Here is a 16,833-nt window from a genome sequence, read left to right on the forward strand (position 1 = left end):
GCCGAGCGGGCGGATTACGTCCCCGGCGCGATGGACGGCGTACGCCGGGCGGGGACACGACTGAGGTGAGACCCGCCCCGCACGCCGCCGTCCGCCGCGACGCCTGTCTGCGGGGCCTGGTCCTGTTGCTCGTCCTGCTCGTGCCGTGCACGCACGCGGCGGTCCGGGCGGCACCGGTCACGCCGGTGGCCGCAGCGGTCGGCGCGGCGGGGGAGTACGACCATCTCGACACCGTCCTGCGGGGTCCGGGGCGAAGCGGGCGGCAGGCCGTCGTGGTCCGGCCCGTTGCGCTGGCCTTCGTGGCGGGCCGCCGGGCTCGCCTGCGGTTCGACGCTCGTACCGATCGGGCCGCCGTCCTCCCCCGCGGCCCCCGTTCCGTGGTTCTGCGCTGCTGACCGCGCCGGACCGGCCCGACCGCCGGTCCCCCGCGAACCCGACACGCGAACCAGGAACGAGGAATCGACATGCCCAACGACCCCTACGCCGTCCTGCGCGCCCTCCTGCGCGCCGAGGCGGCCCGCCGTGCGCCCAGGCCCGGCACCGCCCCGCAGGCGGCCGGCGAACAGCAGCGGCCCGCCCGGGAACGGCGGCGCGGCTGACGTGAGGGCGGCGGGGTGGTCACGCGCCGTCTCCGCCGCCCGCGGAGGGCCCCGCGGTCGCCGAACTCGCGCGGGCCCTGCCGATTGATCCGGTTTGCGGCGGCTTTTCCGGCGCCGCACTCCGGCGCCATGGCTGCGCCCGCAACGCCGGGGCCGGTAGGCTTTCCGTGTGATCTTCAAGCGCATCGGAAACGGCCGGCCGTACCCCGACCACGGCCGGGAAAGCACCAGGCAGTGGGCGGACGTCGCGCCGCGCCCGGTCCGCCTCGATCAGCTCGTGACGACCAAGGGCCAGCTCGACCTGGAAACGCTCCTGGCCGAGGACTCCACCTTCTACGGCGACCTCTTCGCACACGTCGTGAAGTGGCAGGGCGATCTGTATCTGGAGGACGGTCTGCACCGGGCCGTGCGGGCCGCGTTGCAGCAGCGCCAGGTGCTGCACGCCCGGGTCCTCGAGCTCGACTGACGACGCCGGCGGCGCTTTCGGTTGCCCCGTTCGGGTTGCCTTGCGTCGAACCTCGGAACGTCGACTGATCATCTAATAGGCATCCCTGCTCCGGCGCACTACGCTGCGCTCATGAGCATGCTGACTCCTCCCGGCATGGGTGGCCAGTACAAGATCACGGGGGACAAGTACCCGCGGATGCGCCCGGCCCGGCGACGTGGCCGGTTCGCGGTCGTCGCCGTCGCCTGCGTCACCGTTCTCGGGGTGCTGGGCTGGGGCACGCTGCAGCTCATCGACGTCTTCACCGGCGGTGACAAGGCCTCGGCGGCCGGTGCCGCCGGCTGTGCCACCACCGCGAGGGCCAGCGCCTCGCCGGCCGCCGTGGTGCTGCCGAAGCCCGGTCAGGTCACCGTCAACGTGCTCAACGCGACGACCCGCGGCGGTCTGGCGCAGAAGACCGCCGACGAGCTGAAGAAGCGCGGCTTCCGGGTGGGCGACGTGAGCAACGCGCCCAAGGAGTACGACAAGAAGGTCGCCGGCACGGGGCTGCTGCTCGGGCCGACCACGTCCCTCAAGACGTCGCTCACCGTGCTCGGCACCCAGTTGCCCGGCGCCGAGCATCGCGCCGACGCGGCCCGCAAGGGTGCCGCCGTCGACCTCATCATCGGCAACGGCTTCAAGGGGCTGGCGAAGCCCGCGGACGCCGACACGGCGCTGGCCGAGCTGGCCGCGCCGCGGTCGACGCCCGCTGCGGAGAAGAAGGGCTGCTGAGCGGGCCCGGGACTCCGCCGACCGCTATTCGGCCGCTCCGTACATGCGGTCGCCCGCGTCGCCGAGGCCCGGGACGATGTAGCCCTGCTCGTTGAGACGCTCGTCGACCGAGGCCGTCACGACCGTCACCGGGGTGCCGGCCAGCTCGCGCTCCATCAGCTCGACACCCTCGGGGGCGGCGAGCAGCACCACCGCCGTCACGTCGTCGGCGCCGCGCTTGATCAGCTCCCTGATGGACGCGACCAGCGTGCCGCCGGTGGCCAGCATGGGGTCGAGGACGTACACCTGGCGCCCGGACAGGTCGTCCGGCATGCGCGTGGCGTACGTGGAGGCCTGGAGCGTCTCCTCGTTGCGCACCATGCCGAGGAAGCCCACCTCGGCGGTCGGCAGCAGCCGGACCATGCCGTCGAGCATGCCGAGACCGGCCCGCAGGATCGGCACCACCAGCGGGCGCGGGTGGGAGAGCTTGACGCCGGTGGTCCGGGAGACCGGCGTGTGGATGTCGACCTGTTCGGTGCGGACGTCCCGCGTGGCCTCGTAGGCGAGCAGGGTGACCAGCTCGTCGGCGAGGCGGCGGAAGGTCGCGGAGTCGGTGCGCTGGTCGCGCAGCGTGGTGAGCTTGTGGGCGACCAGGGGGTGGTCGACGACGTGGAGACGCATGTCCACCACATTAACCGGGCCCCGTGGGGGCGGCGTCCCCGCGGCGGGCAAGGCCCGGGGCGGGGCACCACTCGTTCGCGGGCGTCAAACCGCCCGGTCGGGGGAAGGTGGGAGGGACAGACGCTGGGTGGTGAGACTGTGCCTGACCGGGACTTCCACGACATGCCGTCCCCCGGCGCCGAGCGGGGTGCCAAGCGCGGGGCCGAGCCGAGTGCGGTGCCGCAGGGGGAGCGGGAGCGTGAAGCCGAACGGCGTCGGCGCCGGGCCCAGTTCCTGCGCGACCTGGCGGAGGCCCGGCAGTTGCGGGACCGCGTGCAGCCGCGCCGCGCCAAGACCGCACGGCTGCGCCACGCGATGCGCATGCGCACCTTCCGCTGGTAGTTCCTCGGTGGTCCCTCCGCCCGGGAGAACTTCCTGACCCGGCCGGGGAAGATCGCGCGCCGCGCCGACGTTGGTGGTGACGGACGTACGCGGGGACCGCGAGAATCCGCGTACGATCCGCACGTGGCGGCGACAAGGGCGCTGCTGGGCGGCTGTCCGGGTGCGCACCTCCCGGGACGCCGGTCGAAACAGCCGGACACAGGGCGCCGAAGACGTCCCCTGAGTGCCTTGTTTCTGCCACGATTCCGAGTGGGTGGGGCTCGGAGCACCGCTCCCCCGCCCGTAGCCTCCGCCGGGGGGATCCCCAACCGGCACGCCTAGGACCAGTGGGAGAGTCACGGTGTACTTCGCCGCACTGCTCGCGCGCACCGAAGACGGGTGGGAAGCGAGCGACACGGAGCTCGACGATGTGGAAACCCTGTCGGATCTTGCCGACCTGGCCCGGGAGGCCTCTCCCGACGAGGACACGGTGCTCGTGCTGATCGAGCAGGAGGACGCGTGGTTCGGAGTCGTCCGGGTGGACGGCGAGGAGGACCCCCGTATCTATGTGTCGGACGCCGCCGCGGCCGCCCGCAGCAGCTACGGCGAGATCCTGCTCACCGACGAACTGCTCGGCCGGGAGCCGGATGACGACGGCGACGACCTCGACGCCCTCGACCTCGACGGCACGGAGGACGGCGAGTCCGACGACGAGGAGGACGAGGACGGCGGCGGCTCCGACGCGGCCGCCGGCTCGGGCGAGGCCGTGCCGCACGGACCGGTCGGCGACGCCGAGGTCCTCGACGACCTCGGCGTGAGCGAGAAGGAGCTGCGCTCGATGTCCGGGGACGCGGTCGGGGAGATCGCCGAGGCCCTGGGCGCGCTGGACGTACTGGAGACCGTCCGCTGACCGCGCCGGCCGAGGAGGACCCCGAGGGGGCACCGCCCGATCCGGTGCGCGACCGGTGGCGGGCCGCGATGCGGCTCGCCCTGGCCGAGGCCGGACGGGCCGCGGCGGGCGGGGACGTACCCGTCGGCGCCGTCGTACTGGCGCCGGACGGCCGTACCGTGCTCTCCGCCGGGCACAACGAACGCGAGGCCACCGGGGACCCGACGGCCCACGCCGAGGTCCTCGCGATCCGGCGGGCCGCGGGGGAGCTGGGAGAGTGGCGACTGTCGGGCTGCACGCTCGTCGTCACCCTGGAGCCCTGCACGATGTGCGCGGGCGCGCTCGTCCAGTCCCGGGTGGACCGCGTGGTCTACGGCGCCCGCGACGACAAGGCGGGGGCGGCCGGGTCGCTGTGGGACGTGGTGCGCGACCGGCGCCTCAACCACCGTCCCGAGGTGATCGAGGGCGTGCTCGCGGACGACTGCGCCCGGCTGCTCACGGACTTCTTCCGCGACCGCTGACCCGGTGTCCGGACGGCTGTTCGTCGGCCGCGATATCGATTTCGGAGCATGCCGCCGCGTGCTGTAAAGTCTCCCTCGGTAGCGTGTCCGAGCGGCCGAAGGAGCTCGCCTCGAAAGCGAGTGTGGCGCAAGTCACCGAGGGTTCAAATCCCTCCGCTACCGCTTTTGAAGGGCCCCGTCGAAAGACGGGGCCCTTCGTGCGATCATGAGCGACCGAAAGGCGTGGGTCGAAGGGACAGGGGAGGCCGCGGTGGCGGTGAACTCGAAGAAGATCGCCGTCTATGTGGTCGTGGTCTTCGTGCTGTACGTGATCATCACTGATCCGGCCAAGGCAGCCGACTACGTGCAGATAGGTTTCCAGGGCATATCCGACGCGGCGGGCGCCGTGGGCGACTTCATGACCTGGGCCGCCAACGGAGGAGAGTGATGATCCGCCATCTCGTGCTGTTCAAGCTGAACGACGGCGTCGGGCGCGACGAACCGCGCGTCCTGGCGGGCGTCGAGGCCTTCCGGGCGCTCGGCGGCCAGATCGAGGACCTCCGTTTCTGGGAGTGCGCCTGGAACATCAGCGACCGGCCCATCGCCTACGACTTCGCCATCAACTCGGCCGTGGACGACGCGGACGCGCTCAAGCGCTACCTCGAACATCCGGCGCACCAGGCGGGCGTCGCGCTGTGGCGCGAGTTCGCCACCTGGGTGATCGCCGACTACGAGTTCTAGTACGACCGCGCCTTCCCGCTCCCGGGCTCCGACGCCCTCGGCCCCGCACCTGCCCGGTGCGGGGCCTTTTCGCGTTCACTCAACACGACCTTATGCGGTGCTTGCACACAGTGGACATGTCTTGTGATGCTATGACCGCTTTTGACGGATGAGTTGACGGAAGAGTTGACAGATCACGAGGTGGAGTTGACCGTGCCGGCCAGTACTGCGCCTCAAGCACCGCCCGCGCCGCCCGCCCAGGCCCAGGCCCAGGCCCCCGCCCAGGCCCAGGAGGCTCCCGCGCCGCAGCGCAGCCGGGGCGCCGACACCCGGGCCCTGACCCAGGTGCTCTTCGGCGAGCTGAAGGGCCTCGCCCCGGGCACGCCGGAGCACGACCGGGTGCGCGCGGCCCTCATCGAGGCCAACCTCCCGCTGGTGCGCTACGCCGCCGCCCGCTTCCGCTCGCGCAACGAGCCGATGGAGGACGTCGTCCAGGTCGGCACCATCGGGCTCATCAACGCCATCGACCGCTTCGACCCGGAGCGGGGCGTGCAGTTCCCGACGTTCGCGATGCCCACGGTGGTCGGGGAGATCAAGCGGTACTTCCGCGACAACGTGCGCACCGTGCACGTGCCGCGCCGGCTGCACGAGCTGTGGGTGCAGGTCAACAGCGCCACCGAGGACCTGACGACCGCCTTCGGGCGCTCCCCGACCACCGCCGAGATCGCCGAGCGGCTGCGCATCACCGAGGAGGAGGTGCTGTCCTGCATCGAGGCGGGGCGGTCGTACCACGCCACCTCGCTGGAGGCCGCGCAGGAGGGCGACGGACTGCCCGGACTGCTCGACCGGCTCGGCTACGAGGACCCGGCGCTGGACGGGGTCGAGCACCGGGACCTGGTGCGCCACCTGCTCGTCCAGCTCCCCGAGCGGGAGCAGCGGATCCTGCTGCTGCGCTACTACAGCAACCTCACGCAGTCTCAGATCAGCGCCGAACTCGGCGTCTCCCAGATGCACGTCTCGCGGCTACTGGCACGTAGTTTCCAGCGGTTGAGGTCCGCGAACCGGATCGACGCGTAAGCTCGGCCGGGAGTCCGGGCGGAGTCGAAAGCGCGAGCGAGGGGTCACCGGGGAGAGCGAATCGCCCACCAGGGCCGTTGCGGACGGAATCGGGCTGAAAGCCCATCAGACCCCCTGTTTCCAGGGGGTATTCGCATCTCGGATGTCGACATGTCACTACAGCGCGTTGCCGACATGTGACATTCTGCCGGAGACGCGTTTGCCGGGGCTTCGGCTCCGGTATTCAGGTGAAGGCTGCGTTCCCGGCGTGGGAGCGTGTGCCGCGACCGTCCCGCGACCCAAAGGGGGTGGCATGTCCGCAGAACAGGGCAGCTCGAAGGTGCTCGCGCTCGCGGAGAGCGAGACCGCGCCCGACTCGATCGAGGCCCTCGCCTCCGTCGAGCCCGTCGGCCCCATCGACTCCGTCGGCTCCGTCGACGGCACTCAGGCCGGCGACGCCGTGCCGGACCTCGACGCCGTGCCGGCCCAGGCCCTCCCGGCCACCGAGGCCATCGACACCCGCACCCTGTCCCGCTCCCTGTTCCTGCGGCTCGCCGCCCTCGGCGAGGACAGCCCCGAGCGTGCCTACGTCCGGGACACCCTGATCGAGCTGAACCTCCCGCTGGTGCGCTACGCCGCCGCGCGCTTCCGGTCCCGCAACGAGCCGATGGAGGACATCGTCCAGGTCGGCACCATCGGCCTGATCAAGGCGATCGACCGCTTCGACTGCGAACGGGGGGTCGAGTTCCCGACGTTCGCCATGCCGACCGTCGTCGGCGAGATCAAGCGGTTCTTCCGCGACACCTCGTGGTCGGTGCGCGTCCCGCGCCGCCTCCAGGAGCTGCGACTGGCCCTGACGAAGGCCAGCGACGAGCTGTCCCAGAAGCTGGACCGCTCGCCGACCGTGGGTGAGCTGGCCGCCGTCCTCGGCGTGTCCGAGGAGGACGTCGTCGACGGCCTGGCCGTGGGCAACGCCTACACCGCCTCCTCGCTGGACTCGCCCGCCCCGGAGGACGACGGCGGCGAGGGCTCGCTGGCCGACCGCCTGGGCTACGAGGACACGGCGCTGGAGGGCGTGGAGTACCGCGAGTCCCTGAAGCCGCTGCTGGCCAAGCTGCCGCCCCGGGAGCGGCGGATCATCATGCTGCGCTTCTTCGCCAACATGACGCAGTCGCAGATCGGCGAGGAGGTCGGCATCTCGCAGATGCACGTCTCCCGGCTGCTCACCCGGACCCTGTCGCAGCTGCGCGAGGGTCTCATCTCCGACTGAGCCCGCGCCGCGGGAGAGCCCGTACGACAGCACGGCGACCGCCGTGGCACCTCGGGGGTGCCGCGGCGGTCGCCTTCGTATGTGCCGGTACCGGCCAAAGGGCCCGGTGCCGGTTCTAGCCGAGCGCCAGCCAGGCCACGGCCGCGACGACGATCACGGCGGCCACGATGCCGACGATCAGGCCGACGCGGGGACCGGAGGAGGCGGCGGGAGCCGCCGCCTGCCGGCTCTGCGGGGCGTCGTCGACGAACGCGCGGAACATCTGGGTGCTGCCTGCGGGGTCGTTGGTGCCCTGGGGGCCCTGGGTGTTAGCCATGGGCCGAGACACTAGCGAATCCGCGAGTGCGGCCCAAGTGCGGGGCCGCCGAGCCCTCTTGACCCACTCCACCCCATACCACCTGCGCATTTACTTTCGCAATACTTGCCTTTGCCAACTTTTTATACCGCACCGGCCCTTTTTGTTTGCCTGTAGCAACTAACTGTCCTTATGGTTGCCCTAAGCAACGAATCGGGAGGTGCGCATGGCCGAGAAGGCGCAGTACGAGGAGCTGATCCGCCAGTTCAGCGCCTTCGGCGCCGTGAAGCGGGAGATGGGGCGGCTGTTGCCGTCCGACTGTCCCGGCGGGTCCGTCGCCGTACTGACACTGCTCGGCCGCCACGGGGACATGCGCATGAGCAAGCTCGCGGAGCTGCTCGCGGTGGACATGTCGGTGACCAGCCGCCACGTCGCCCACGGCGCAGAGCGGGGCTGGATCGAACGTTTTCCCGACCCGGCGGACAAGCGCTCGCGCATCCTGCGCCTGACGTCCGCGGGACAGGACCAGCTCGACGAGATCGCCGAGCGGACCACCCAGCTGCTCTCCCACCGCCTGAGCGACTGGTCCGACGACGAGGTCGGCCAGCTCTCCCGGCTCATGGCCCGACTCAGGGCCAGCTTCGACGACTGCCGGGCCCCCGCGGCCCGGCCTCCCGCACTGTCCGGGGACGAACAGTCCACCCGTACACCCGCGATCACCACGTAAGTAAAGGAAGTCCATGGCAACGACCACACCAGCCGGTGTGCGGGCTCATGCCAAGCACGGGGGAGGCTCCACCGGAGACGCTCCGATGACGCACCGGCAGATCATGGAGGCACTGTCCGGGCTGCTGCTCGGCATGTTCTGCGCGATCCTGTCCTCGACCATCGTCACCAACGCCCTGCCCGAGATCATCGGGGACCTCGGCGGCGGCCAGAGCGCCTACACCTGGGTCGTCACGGCCTCGCTGCTGACGATGACCGCCTCCACCCCCCTGTGGGGCAAGCTCGCGGACCTGTTCAGCAAGAAGGCCCTGGTCCAGATAGCCCTGATCGTCTACGTCATCGGCTCCGTAGTGGCCGGTCTGGCGCAGAACCCCGGGATGCTGATCACCGCGCGAGGCATTCAGGGCCTGGGCGCCGGCGGTCTGTCCGCCCTGGCGCAGATCATCATGGCCGCGATGATCTCCCCGCGTGAGCGCGGGCGCTACTCCGGCTACCTCGGCGCCACCTTCGCGGTCGCCACCGTCGGCGGTCCGCTGCTCGGCGGCGTCATCACCGACACCAGCTGGCTCGGCTGGCGCTGGTGCCTCTACGTCGGCGTGCCCTTCGCGATCATCGCGCTGATCGTGCTGCAGAAGACGCTGCACCTGCCGGTGCTCAAGCGGAAGGTCAAGGTCGACTGGGCCGGCGCCTTCTTCGTCACCGCGGCCGTCTGCCTGCTGCTCGTCTGGGTCACCTTCGCCGACGACAAGTACTCCTGGATGTCGTGGCAGACCGGTGCCATGGTCGGCGGCGCAATCGTGCTGACGCTGATCTTCCTCCTCGTCGAGTCGAAGGCCAGCGAGCCGATCATCCCGCTGCGCCTGTTCAGGAACCGCACCATCACCCTGGCCTCGCTGGCCTCGCTGTTCGTCGGTATCGCGATGTTCGCGGGCACCGTCTACTTCAGCCAGTACTTCCAGCTGGCCCGGGACAAGTCCCCGACCATGTCGGGTGTCATGACGATCCCGATGATCGGCGGTCTGTTCATCTCGTCCACGGTCTCCGGTCAGGTCATCACCAAGACCGGCAAGTGGAAGGGCTGGCTGCTGGCCGGCGGTGTGCTGCTGACCGCGGGCCTGGGGCTGCTCGGCACCATGCGTTACGACACCCCGTACTGGCACATCGCGATCTTCATGGCGCTGATGGGTCTCGGCGTCGGCATGATGATGCAGAACCTGGTGCTCTGCACGCAGAACCAGGTGGACCCGAGCGACCTGGGCGCCGCGTCCTCCACGGTCACCTTCTTCCGGTCCCTCGGCGGTGCGGTGGGCGTCTCGGTGCTCGGCTCCATAATGTCGACCCGGATCAGCCACTACGCCTCCGACACCATCGGGCAGCTCAGCCCGCAGGAGCAGGCGGGGGCCGCCAAGGCCTCCGGCAGCGGCGCCATCCCCGACATGGACCTGCTGCCCCCCGGCATCCGTGAATGGCTGGAGAGCGCCTACGGGCACGGCATCGCGGACATCTTCCTGATCGTCGCCCCGATCGCCCTGCTCGCCTTCCTGGTGACGCTGTTCATCAAGGAGGTCCCGCTGCGCACCAAGGGCGCCCTCGCCCAGGCGTCGGAAGCCTCGGCCGAGGCCGCCCCGCCGGTGGCGGGCACCCCCGCGGAGGCCGTCCGTGTCGCCGACGAGCCGGTTCCGGCCGGGGCGATGGCGGCCGTGTCGGCCGCGTCTTCCGGTGACCCGGCCACCTCGGCCGTCTCGGACGCCGCGGTCTCCCCGGCCGCCACGCAGCGGCTGGCCGCCGTCGCCACGACGACCGGATCCGGTGAACCGCAGGCGCCCGTCTCCGGCGGCATCGCGGTGCGCGGCTTCGTCCGCGGCGCCGAGTCCGCCCCGGTCCCGCAGGCCGCGGTCACGCTGATCTCGCTGGCCGGCCGCCAGCTCGGCCGGTCCGTCGCGCAGGCCGACGGCTCCTACGCCGTCGACGCGCCGAGCGCCGGGTCGTACGTGCTGATCGCCTCCGCCGACGGCTTCCAGCCGCAGGCCTCCACCATCGTCGTCAACGACGAGCCGGTCGCCTACGACATCCTGCTCAGCGGCACCAGCGGGCTCACCGGCCTGGTCCGGGCCATGGAGGGCGGGCTGCCGGTCAAGGACGCCATGGTGATCGTCACCGACGTGCGCGGCGACCTGCTGGCCAGCGCCACCACCGGTGAGGCGGGCGAGTTCGCCTTCACCGAGCTGGTGCCGGGCACGGTGACCGTCGCGGTCAACGCCGCCGGCTACCGGCCCCGTGCCCTGCCCCTGGAGGTCGGCGGCACCGGTGTCACCCGCGTCGAGGTCGACCTCCAGGCCGGGGCCCAGGTCCAGGGCGTCGTGCGGGCCCCGCACGGTCCGCTGGCCGACGCCCGGGTCACCCTGGTGGACGCGGCGGGCAACGTGGTCGGCACGGCCACCACCGGGGCGGACGGGGCGTACGCCTTCACCGACCTGGACGCCGGTGAGTACACCGTCATCGCGACCGGCTACCCGCCCGTGGCGACGGCCCTGACGGTCGCCGGCCCGGGTGCCGACGGCCACGACATCGAGCTCGCCCACCCCGGCGAGTAGCAGAACCCCGGCCCGTGGTGGCGTGCGCGCTCTGAGCGGAGGTGCGCCCGCCACCACGGGCCGGTTTCTTTACGACCACTTTCTGAGCCTTTGCAGGGAGAAAACGGGATGGGACTGACCGCGAGGATCCGAACGCGGGACGGATGGGCCGTGTCGCACGCGGTCGTCACGGTGACCGACATGACCGGTACGCAGGTGCTGCGCGCCGAGGCGGACACCGAGGGCGCCGTGCGGGACACCACCGCGCTGACGCCGGGGGCGTACACCGTGATCGTCACCGCGGTCGGCTACGCGCCGGCCGCCTCCAGCGCGATCGTCACCGCGAGCGGCCGCGCCGAGGTCGGCACGGTGACGCTGGCCCGCCAGGGCGGCACCGAACTGCCGCCGCCGGGGCCGTGGACGGTCGACCCGGCGCACTCCAGCGTGGCCGCCGTCGCACAGCATCTGGGCATCTCCAGCGTGCGCGGCCGCTTCACCGACTTCGCCGCCACCGTCGAGATCGCCCCGGACGACGTCGGCAAGTCCCGGGTGGAGGCGGTGATCAAGGCGGCCTCCATCGACACCGGCAACGGCATGCGCGACACTCACCTGCGCTCGGCCGACTTCCTGGACGTCGAGCGCTACCCGGAGATCACCTACCGCTCCACCGGGGTGAGCGAGGCCGGCCCGGACCGCTGGACCGTCCACGGTGAGCTGGGACTGCACGGGGTCGTCCGCGAGGTCGACCTGGACCTGGCCTACCTCGGGACCGGGGCCGACCCCTGGGGCGGCACCCGGGCGGCCTTCCGCGCGACGACGGAGCTGCACCGCGAGGACTTCGCCATGAACTACAACCAGGTCGTCCAGGCAGGCATCGCCGCCATCGGCACGACGCTCCGGGTCGAGCTGGACGTCCAGGCGGTCCAGGGGGAGTCACTGCCCGCGGTGTGAGGCCCCGCCGGACGCCCGGGCCACCACCTGGGCGCACAGGTCCCGGAGTTTGACATTCCGGTCCTGCGAGGCACGGCGCAGCCGCTCCAGGGCCCGGTGGGCGTCGATGCGCTCCCGGGCCATGAGCATGCCGACCGCCTGGTCTATGACGCTGCGGGAGAGCAGGGCGGTGCGCACGTCGGCCGCCGAGGCCTGCCGCCGTTCGATGCGCAGGGCCTCGTTCACCGCGTCCGCGGCCCGCTCCGCGAAGGCGCGGGCCGCGTCCAGCCCCTGGACCAGGGAACCGGGCACGAGGCCGTAGAGGTTGAGCGCCGCACCCGTCTCGCCCTCGATGGGCAGCGGCAGCGCCAGCACACAGCGCACGCCGGTGGCCAGCGCGTACTCCGTGTACGCGGGCCAGCGGGTCTCCTCGGCCAGGTCGGCGCAGTACTGCGCGTCCCCCGACTCGGCGGCGTCCACGCAGGGGCCCGAGTCGTTCTCGTACTGACGCAGGTCCAGGCCGCTGGGCAGGCCGGTGCTGCCCGCCAGCGTCATCAGCCGGTCGGCGCGGCGCACCGTGACCGAGCAGGCCACGGCGCCGGGCACCTGCACGACCGCCCGGTCGGTCAGATCACGCAGCAGGGTGTCGAGCCCCTGGCTGCGTGCCATGGCGTGGTCGAGCGTGGCCGTCGCCCGGTCCGTGTCCGTGTCCGTCGCCCGGTCCGTGTCCGTGTCCCTGGTCCGCGAGGTCATGACCGTACGGATGTCCCGTCACCGCTCGGTCACGCCTCTGCCGCCCGTGCCGGAGTTGGCGTCGACGATGCGGCGGGCCAGGTCGCGCAGCTTCACGTTCTCGCGCTGGGAGGCCTTCACCAGGGACTCGAAGGCGCCGCCCGCGTCGATGTCCAGACGCTCCATCAGGATGCCGGTGGCCTGGCCGATCAGGTCCCGGGTGCGCATCGCCTCGGTGAGCTGCTCGCGCACGGTCGCCGAGTCCAGGGCGAGGGAGACGTGCGCGGTGAACAGCCGCCCGATGCGGGTGGCGTCCTCGTCGAAGGCCTGCGGCTTGCGGGCGTACGCGGTCAGCACGGTGAGCCGGCGCCGGTCGGCGCGCAGCCGCAGGGACAGCGTGGAGCGCAGGCCGAGCCCGGACAGGACGCTGCCGCCGCCGTCGGCCTCGCTGTCGTCGGTCCGCACCACGGGCGTGGTCCACAAACGCTCCCAGTCCGGGTGCGGGGTGTGGCCGCCCTGCCGGGGCTCGGCGGCGAACCGCACGGTCTCGTCCGTCCAGGCGAGGGAGCGCAGCCGGCCGCCCCGCTGGATCTCCGAGATGCCCGCGTGCTCGGCCTCGGGCAGCAGGCGTACCGCCAGCGCCACGGCGGTGTTCATGGTGTCGCCGGGGGAGCCCGTCGCGTGCAGGTCACCGGCCGCGGCGGTCAGGGCCTCGGCCAGCTCGAAACCCACTGGAAAACGCGGCAAATCAGGAAATTCGGACGCAGCCACCACGAACCTCTTCGGCAAGCGCGGCCTCACGGCCGTGCGCAGGAGAGCTCCGCAGCACATTCCCGACTGCGAGCACAGGACGAACAGCACTTTAGCTGCTTGGTTGCGTGCCGGTGACGCTCGGCCGACGGACCGGGCCACCGGGCGGCCGGAAGCCTTTCGCACCGCCGTGGCGCGTGGTGGAATGGGACCGGGTCAGGAAGCGGCCCGGCCAAAAGCCCGACGGACGTCTGTCAGGTGAGTGCTGTGACCTTCCGCCCCCAGCCCTGGGAGCCGTGCGAGCCGTGCGATCCGCCCGGCTGTGCCGTGCTCGCGATGCCCAGCGAGATCGACTTCTGCAACGCCTCGGGACTGCTGCCCCTGATCACGACCGCCGTGCAGCAGCGGTCCGACGGACTGCGCCTGCTCGTCCTGGACCTGTCCGGGACCCGTTTCATGGACTCCCAGGGCGTCCGCCTGATCGCCGCCGTGCGCTGCCGTCTGCCCGGCGGCACCCTGCTGCGCGTGGTGGCCGCCCCGAAGAGCGTGCCGAGCCGCGTGCTGGAGCTCTCCGGCCTGCGCCGTGACGTGCCGGTGCACGACAACGTCGCGGAGGCCCTGCGCGCGGAGAGCGGGACGGCGGCCTAGGCTGACGGCATGGCACCGAGCATCGCGACGAACACCCGTGTCTCCCTGGACGAGTTGCTGGACTTCGTACGCCCCCGGCACCGGGCGATCCTGCTGACCCGGCGGGCCGACGGCAGCCCCCAGGGCTCGCCGCTGACCTGCGGGGTCGACGACGCCGGCCGGATCGTCGTCTCGACCTACCCCGAGCGGGCCAAGACCCGCAACGCGCGCCGCGACCCGCGGGTCAGCCTCATCGTGCTCAGCGACGAGTGGAACGGCCCGTGGGTCCAGATCGACGGCACCGCGGAGGTCATCGACGCGCCGGACTCCGTGGAGCCGCTCGTGGAGTACTTCCGCAACATCTCCGGCGAGCACCCCGACTGGGACGAGTACCGGCGGGCCATGGTCAAGCAGGGCAAGTCCATCGTCCGGGTGACACCGGAGAAGTGGGGACCGGTGGCGACGGGCGGTTTCCCGGCGCGGCTGGCGGCGGACGACTAGGGCCTGTCCCGGGGGCCGCACACCGGGGTGGACGGCCGGCGCCGGGTCGGACGGCCGGCGCCGGGTCGGTCAGGCCTGTTCGACCATCGCGTCGATGCCCGCGACGAGCAGGTCGAGGGCGAACTCGAAGTCCCGGTCCAGCATCTCCGCCACGGTGTCGCCGCCCCGGGCCGCCATGATGTCCTGCGCGTCCTCGATGACGCCCGCGGTGTCCGGCACCTCGGTCACCGCGGTCATCGAGTCCTGGAAGTACTCCTCCGGACTCAGCCCGGTGTCCGCCACCCGGGCGAGGAAGCGGCCCTCGATGGTGCCGTAGCCGTAGACGAACTGGAAGACGGCCGAGATGGCGCCGGTCAGGCGGTGCGCGGGCAGCCCGCTGCGGCGCACGACGTTCTGCACCGCGCGGGAGAAGGCCAGCGAGTGCGGGCCGATGTTGAGGTAGGTGCCGACCAGCCGGGACGACCAGGGGTGGCGCACCAGCAGCGCCCGGTTCTCCCGGGCCAGGGCCCGCAGTTCCTCGCGCCAGTCGAGCCCGGCGTCCGGGTCCGGGTGGCGCAGCTCGCCGAAGACGGCGTCCAGGGCGAGCTCGAGCAACTGGTCCTTGGTGTCGACGTACCAGTACACGGACATCGCGGTGACGTTCAGCTCGGCGGCCAGGCGGCGCATCGAGAACCCCGTCAGGCCCTCCGTGTCCAGCAGCCGGACGGTGACCCCGGTGATCCGGTCCCGGTCGAGCCCGGACGGCTGCCCCCCACGGCGACCGCCGCGCCGCCCCTCCCCCGACAGCCACACGCTGTCCCGCGGCCCCTCCCGCCCTGCCTTCGCCATGCGCACCTCTCCTCGACTCATCACCCGCCGGTCGGCGAAGCGCCCCGCGCCACCCGAGCCCTCAGGCGCTCACAACCCCCGAGTCTGCCCGTTCCGCCCTCCGCAACAACACCGCCGCCACCACCCCGCCCAGCAGCACGGCCACCGCCCCCACCAACTGGCTGCTCTCCACTCCGGAGGAGAACGCGTCGAGCACCCGCCTCCGCTCGCCCTCCCCCCGTGCCGAAGCCAGCGCCGCGGGGAGCGACGTCGCCGCGACGGGAGCCAGCGCCGCGAACCGCGAGGTCAGCACCGCGCCCAGTACGGCCACGCCCAGCCCGTTGCCGAACTCGGCCAGCGTGCCGTTGACGCCCGCGCCGACCCCGGCCTTGGCCGGCGGGATCGCGCTCATCAGCGCGTGCGCCATGGCCGGGTTGCCGAGCGCGCACCCCACGCCGATCAGCAGCAGTCCCAGCAGCGTGCCGGCGTAGCCGTGCCCGGTCAGTGTGGCGATGGCCACCAGGCCCGCCGCCATCAGCACCATGCTCAGCAGCACCGCCACCGGCGTGCCGAGCCTGGCCAGCCACTTCGCCGCCACCCCGGAGAAGTTCAGCAGCACCACCGTCAGGGCCAGCGGCGCGGTCCGCAGCCCGGCCTCCAGCGGGCCGTACCCGAGCACGAACTGCAGGTGCTGGGTGAGCAGGAACAGCGCGCCGCCCATGCCGAAGGTGATCAGCACGAGACCGGCCACCGCGCCGGTGAACCGCTGGTCGCGGAAGAAGGTGAGGTCGAGCATCGGGTACGGGACGCGGCTCTCCCAGTGGGCGAAGAGCGCGAGCACGCCCACGGCGACGGCGGCCGTGGCCAGGACCCGCCCCGACGTCCAGCCGTGCGCGGGACCGGAGATGATCGCGTAGACCAGTGCGGCCATGCCGACCGTGGACAGGACGGCGCCCAGCAGGTCGGGGCGGTCGCCCTGCCGGTTCTTCGACTCCGGGACCAGGGTCACGACCGCGACCAGGCCGAGGGCCACCACCGGCAGGTTGATCAGGAAGATCGCGCCCCACCAGAAGTGGTCCAGCATGAAGCCGCCGATCAGCGGACCGCAGGCGAAGCCGAGCGCGCTGACCGCACTCCAGATGCCGATGGCCTTGGCGTGCTCGGCGGGCGCGAAGATCTGCATGACCACGGCGAGCGTGGTGGTCAGCAGCAGGGCGCCGCCGACGCCCATGCCGGCCCGCGCCGCGATCAACTGGCCGGTGGTCTCCGCGAGCCCGGCCGCCAGCGAGCCGATCCCGAACAGGGCGAGGCCGGTGGCCAGCATCTTCTTGCGGCCGTACCGGTCCGCCGCGCTGCCCGCGGTGAGCAGCAGGCCGGACTGGACCAGCGAGTAGGCGTTGATCATCCACTGGATGTCGGAGGTGGCCGCGCCCAGCTCGTCAGTGAGCGAGGGGATGGCCACGTTCAGCACGGTGTTGTCCAGGACCACCGTGAGCTGGGCGAGGCTGATGACGCCGAGGATCAGCCAGCGCCGCGGGTGGCCCTGGACCGGGGGTGCGGGTTCCCGCTCCCGTTCCTCGGCGGATTCCTGGGGTGACGTCGTCATGTTGTACAGCGTATAA

Annotated in this window: 22 protein-coding genes and 1 tRNA gene; 17 read left to right on the forward strand and 6 right to left on the reverse strand. The window is 72.0% G+C overall.

Translation table 11 applies throughout. From position 1 onward, the window contains the following. The first annotated feature begins 65 nt into the window (after nucleotides 1–65). The 4 genes from R2E43_RS18310 to R2E43_RS18325 all read left to right on the forward strand — a co-directional run bounded on the left by R2E43_RS18310 (nucleotide 66) and on the right by R2E43_RS18325 (nucleotide 1,815). On the forward strand, nucleotides 66–395 hold the full coding sequence (locus tag R2E43_RS18310) for a hypothetical protein (protein WP_332056377.1): 330 nt from the start codon (nucleotides 66–68) through the stop codon (nucleotides 393–395). A 69-nt stretch (nucleotides 396–464) separates the two neighbouring features. Beyond that, nucleotides 465–599: a hypothetical protein gene (locus R2E43_RS18315; RefSeq protein WP_016326745.1), complete on the forward strand. Its 135-nt coding sequence runs from the start codon at nucleotides 465–467 to the stop codon at nucleotides 597–599. A gap of 169 nt (nucleotides 600–768) precedes the next feature. Next, on the forward strand, nucleotides 769–1,065 hold the full coding sequence (locus tag R2E43_RS18320) for a type II toxin-antitoxin system VapB family antitoxin (RefSeq protein ID WP_003999914.1): 297 nt from the start codon (nucleotides 769–771) through the stop codon (nucleotides 1,063–1,065). A 135-nt stretch (nucleotides 1,066–1,200) separates the two neighbouring features. Next, the gene (locus R2E43_RS18325) at nucleotides 1,201–1,815 is read left to right on the forward strand and encodes a LytR C-terminal domain-containing protein (protein WP_003974920.1); all 615 of its coding nucleotides are present in this window, start codon (nucleotides 1,201–1,203) and stop codon (nucleotides 1,813–1,815) included. A 24-nt stretch (nucleotides 1,816–1,839) separates the two neighbouring features. Here the strand turns inward: R2E43_RS18325 and upp are convergent, their stop codons facing one another. Then, nucleotides 1,840–2,475 carry a uracil phosphoribosyltransferase gene (gene upp, locus R2E43_RS18330; RefSeq protein ID WP_003974921.1) on the reverse strand — a complete coding sequence of 212 codons (636 nt, stop codon included), beginning with the start codon at nucleotides 2,473–2,475 and terminating at the stop codon, nucleotides 1,840–1,842. A gap of 138 nt (nucleotides 2,476–2,613) precedes the next feature. Here upp and R2E43_RS18335 point away from each other — a divergent pair, with 138 nt between their 5' ends. The 8 genes from R2E43_RS18335 to R2E43_RS18370 all read left to right on the forward strand — a co-directional run bounded on the left by R2E43_RS18335 (nucleotide 2,614) and on the right by R2E43_RS18370 (nucleotide 7,270). Beyond that, entirely contained in the window at nucleotides 2,614–2,856 is a 243-nt protein-coding gene (locus R2E43_RS18335; RefSeq protein ID WP_168715397.1) for a hypothetical protein, read from the forward strand. Nucleotides 2,857–3,196: 340 nt separating this feature from the next. Next, nucleotides 3,197–3,745, forward strand: coding sequence for a tRNA adenosine deaminase-associated protein (locus tag R2E43_RS18340; RefSeq protein WP_003974923.1), 549 nt, complete (start codon nucleotides 3,197–3,199; stop codon nucleotides 3,743–3,745). Between the two features lie 68 nt (nucleotides 3,746–3,813). Next, nucleotides 3,814–4,245: a tRNA adenosine(34) deaminase TadA gene (gene tadA, locus R2E43_RS18345; protein ID WP_003974924.1), complete on the forward strand. Its 432-nt coding sequence runs from the start codon at nucleotides 3,814–3,816 to the stop codon at nucleotides 4,243–4,245. A 77-nt stretch (nucleotides 4,246–4,322) separates the two neighbouring features. Beyond that, a tRNA-Ser gene (locus R2E43_RS18350) sits at nucleotides 4,323–4,407 on the forward strand. A gap of 43 nt (nucleotides 4,408–4,450) precedes the next feature. Continuing rightward, nucleotides 4,451–4,672 (forward strand): hypothetical protein, encoded by a 222-nt coding sequence (locus R2E43_RS18355; protein ID WP_003974925.1) that lies wholly within the window; start codon nucleotides 4,451–4,453, stop codon nucleotides 4,670–4,672. Then, nucleotides 4,672–4,965, forward strand: coding sequence for a Dabb family protein (locus tag R2E43_RS18360; protein ID WP_003974926.1), 294 nt, complete (start codon nucleotides 4,672–4,674; stop codon nucleotides 4,963–4,965). The genes R2E43_RS18355 and R2E43_RS18360 overlap by 1 nt, the downstream gene beginning before the upstream one ends. A gap of 192 nt (nucleotides 4,966–5,157) precedes the next feature. After that, nucleotides 5,158–6,021: an RNA polymerase sigma factor SigF gene (locus tag R2E43_RS18365; protein WP_011029398.1), complete on the forward strand. Its 864-nt coding sequence runs from the start codon at nucleotides 5,158–5,160 to the stop codon at nucleotides 6,019–6,021. A 292-nt stretch (nucleotides 6,022–6,313) separates the two neighbouring features. Further along, on the forward strand, nucleotides 6,314–7,270 hold the full coding sequence (locus tag R2E43_RS18370; RefSeq protein ID WP_003974928.1) for an RNA polymerase sigma factor SigF: 957 nt from the start codon (nucleotides 6,314–6,316) through the stop codon (nucleotides 7,268–7,270). Between the two features lie 115 nt (nucleotides 7,271–7,385). Here the strand turns inward: R2E43_RS18370 and R2E43_RS18375 are convergent, their stop codons facing one another. After that, the gene (locus R2E43_RS18375) at nucleotides 7,386–7,586 is read right to left on the reverse strand and encodes a hypothetical protein (protein ID WP_007451180.1); all 201 of its coding nucleotides are present in this window, start codon (nucleotides 7,584–7,586) and stop codon (nucleotides 7,386–7,388) included. Between the two features lie 205 nt (nucleotides 7,587–7,791). Here R2E43_RS18375 and R2E43_RS18380 point away from each other — a divergent pair, with 205 nt between their 5' ends. From R2E43_RS18380 to R2E43_RS18390, 3 genes are all read left to right on the forward strand, one after another. Continuing rightward, nucleotides 7,792–8,292: a MarR family winged helix-turn-helix transcriptional regulator gene (locus R2E43_RS18380; RefSeq protein WP_011029397.1), complete on the forward strand. Its 501-nt coding sequence runs from the start codon at nucleotides 7,792–7,794 to the stop codon at nucleotides 8,290–8,292. A gap of 13 nt (nucleotides 8,293–8,305) precedes the next feature. Then, nucleotides 8,306–10,885: an MFS transporter gene (locus tag R2E43_RS18385; RefSeq protein ID WP_332056378.1), complete on the forward strand. Its 2,580-nt coding sequence runs from the start codon at nucleotides 8,306–8,308 to the stop codon at nucleotides 10,883–10,885. A gap of 108 nt (nucleotides 10,886–10,993) precedes the next feature. Next, complete coding sequence (locus R2E43_RS18390; RefSeq protein WP_003974932.1) at nucleotides 10,994–11,815, forward strand: YceI family protein; 822 nt, start codon at nucleotides 10,994–10,996, stop codon at nucleotides 11,813–11,815. Here the strand turns inward: R2E43_RS18390 and R2E43_RS18395 are convergent. After that, nucleotides 11,798–12,547, reverse strand: a complete 750-nt coding sequence (locus R2E43_RS18395; protein WP_210984714.1) for a GAF and ANTAR domain-containing protein — start codon at nucleotides 12,545–12,547, stop codon at nucleotides 11,798–11,800. The genes R2E43_RS18390 and R2E43_RS18395 overlap by 18 nt on opposite strands. 18 nt (nucleotides 12,548–12,565) lie before the next feature. Further along, a complete protein-coding gene (locus R2E43_RS18400) occupies nucleotides 12,566–13,315 on the reverse strand; it encodes an ANTAR domain-containing protein (protein ID WP_168715398.1) in 750 nt (249 codons plus the stop codon). A 228-nt stretch (nucleotides 13,316–13,543) separates the two neighbouring features. Between R2E43_RS18400 and R2E43_RS18405 the strand changes: the two genes are divergently transcribed. Further along, a complete protein-coding gene (locus R2E43_RS18405) occupies nucleotides 13,544–13,924 on the forward strand; it encodes an STAS domain-containing protein (protein ID WP_003974935.1) in 381 nt (126 codons plus the stop codon). A gap of 9 nt (nucleotides 13,925–13,933) precedes the next feature. Continuing rightward, complete coding sequence (locus R2E43_RS18410; protein ID WP_003974936.1) at nucleotides 13,934–14,404, forward strand: PPOX class F420-dependent oxidoreductase; 471 nt, start codon at nucleotides 13,934–13,936, stop codon at nucleotides 14,402–14,404. 69 nt (nucleotides 14,405–14,473) lie between these two features. Here R2E43_RS18410 and R2E43_RS18415 read toward each other — a convergent pair whose 3' ends face one another. Continuing rightward, the gene (locus tag R2E43_RS18415) at nucleotides 14,474–15,232 is read right to left on the reverse strand and encodes a TetR/AcrR family transcriptional regulator (RefSeq protein ID WP_011029392.1); all 759 of its coding nucleotides are present in this window, start codon (nucleotides 15,230–15,232) and stop codon (nucleotides 14,474–14,476) included. Nucleotides 15,233–15,293: 61 nt separating this feature from the next. Then, the gene (locus R2E43_RS18420) at nucleotides 15,294–16,817 is read right to left on the reverse strand and encodes an MFS transporter (protein ID WP_003974938.1); all 1,524 of its coding nucleotides are present in this window, start codon (nucleotides 16,815–16,817) and stop codon (nucleotides 15,294–15,296) included. Nucleotides 16,818–16,833 lie beyond the last annotated feature (16 nt).

The sequence above is a fragment of the Streptomyces violaceoruber genome (assembly GCF_033406955.1).
GTDB classification, from domain to species: Bacteria; Actinomycetota; Actinomycetes; order Streptomycetales; family Streptomycetaceae; genus Streptomyces; species Streptomyces violaceoruber.

Coding starts and splice junctions, on each gene's coding strand:
- R2E43_RS18315 (WP_016326745.1), top strand. CDS start 465: ATGCCCAACGACCCCTACGCCGTCCTGCGCGCCCTCCTGCGCGCCGAG.
- R2E43_RS18325 (WP_003974920.1), top strand. CDS start 1,201: ATGGGTGGCCAGTACAAGATCACGGGGGACAAGTACCCGCGGATGCGC.
- upp (WP_003974921.1), bottom strand. CDS start 2,475: ATGCGTCTCCACGTCGTCGACCACCCCCTGGTCGCCCACAAGCTCACC.
- tadA (WP_003974924.1), top strand. CDS start 3,814: ATGCGGCTCGCCCTGGCCGAGGCCGGACGGGCCGCGGCGGGCGGGGAC.
- R2E43_RS18355 (WP_003974925.1), top strand. CDS start 4,451: ATGAGCGACCGAAAGGCGTGGGTCGAAGGGACAGGGGAGGCCGCGGTG.
- R2E43_RS18360 (WP_003974926.1), top strand. CDS start 4,672: ATGATCCGCCATCTCGTGCTGTTCAAGCTGAACGACGGCGTCGGGCGC.
- R2E43_RS18370 (WP_003974928.1), top strand. CDS start 6,314: ATGTCCGCAGAACAGGGCAGCTCGAAGGTGCTCGCGCTCGCGGAGAGC.
- R2E43_RS18375 (WP_007451180.1), bottom strand. CDS start 7,586: ATGGCTAACACCCAGGGCCCCCAGGGCACCAACGACCCCGCAGGCAGC.
- R2E43_RS18380 (WP_011029397.1), top strand. CDS start 7,792: ATGGCCGAGAAGGCGCAGTACGAGGAGCTGATCCGCCAGTTCAGCGCC.
- R2E43_RS18385 (WP_332056378.1), top strand. CDS start 8,306: ATGGCAACGACCACACCAGCCGGTGTGCGGGCTCATGCCAAGCACGGG.
- R2E43_RS18390 (WP_003974932.1), top strand. CDS start 10,994: ATGGGACTGACCGCGAGGATCCGAACGCGGGACGGATGGGCCGTGTCG.
- R2E43_RS18395 (WP_210984714.1), bottom strand. CDS start 12,547: ATGACCTCGCGGACCAGGGACACGGACACGGACCGGGCGACGGACACG.
- R2E43_RS18410 (WP_003974936.1), top strand. CDS start 13,934: ATGGCACCGAGCATCGCGACGAACACCCGTGTCTCCCTGGACGAGTTG.
- R2E43_RS18415 (WP_011029392.1), bottom strand. CDS start 15,232: ATGGCGAAGGCAGGGCGGGAGGGGCCGCGGGACAGCGTGTGGCTGTCG.
- R2E43_RS18420 (WP_003974938.1), bottom strand. CDS start 16,817: ATGACGACGTCACCCCAGGAATCCGCCGAGGAACGGGAGCGGGAACCC.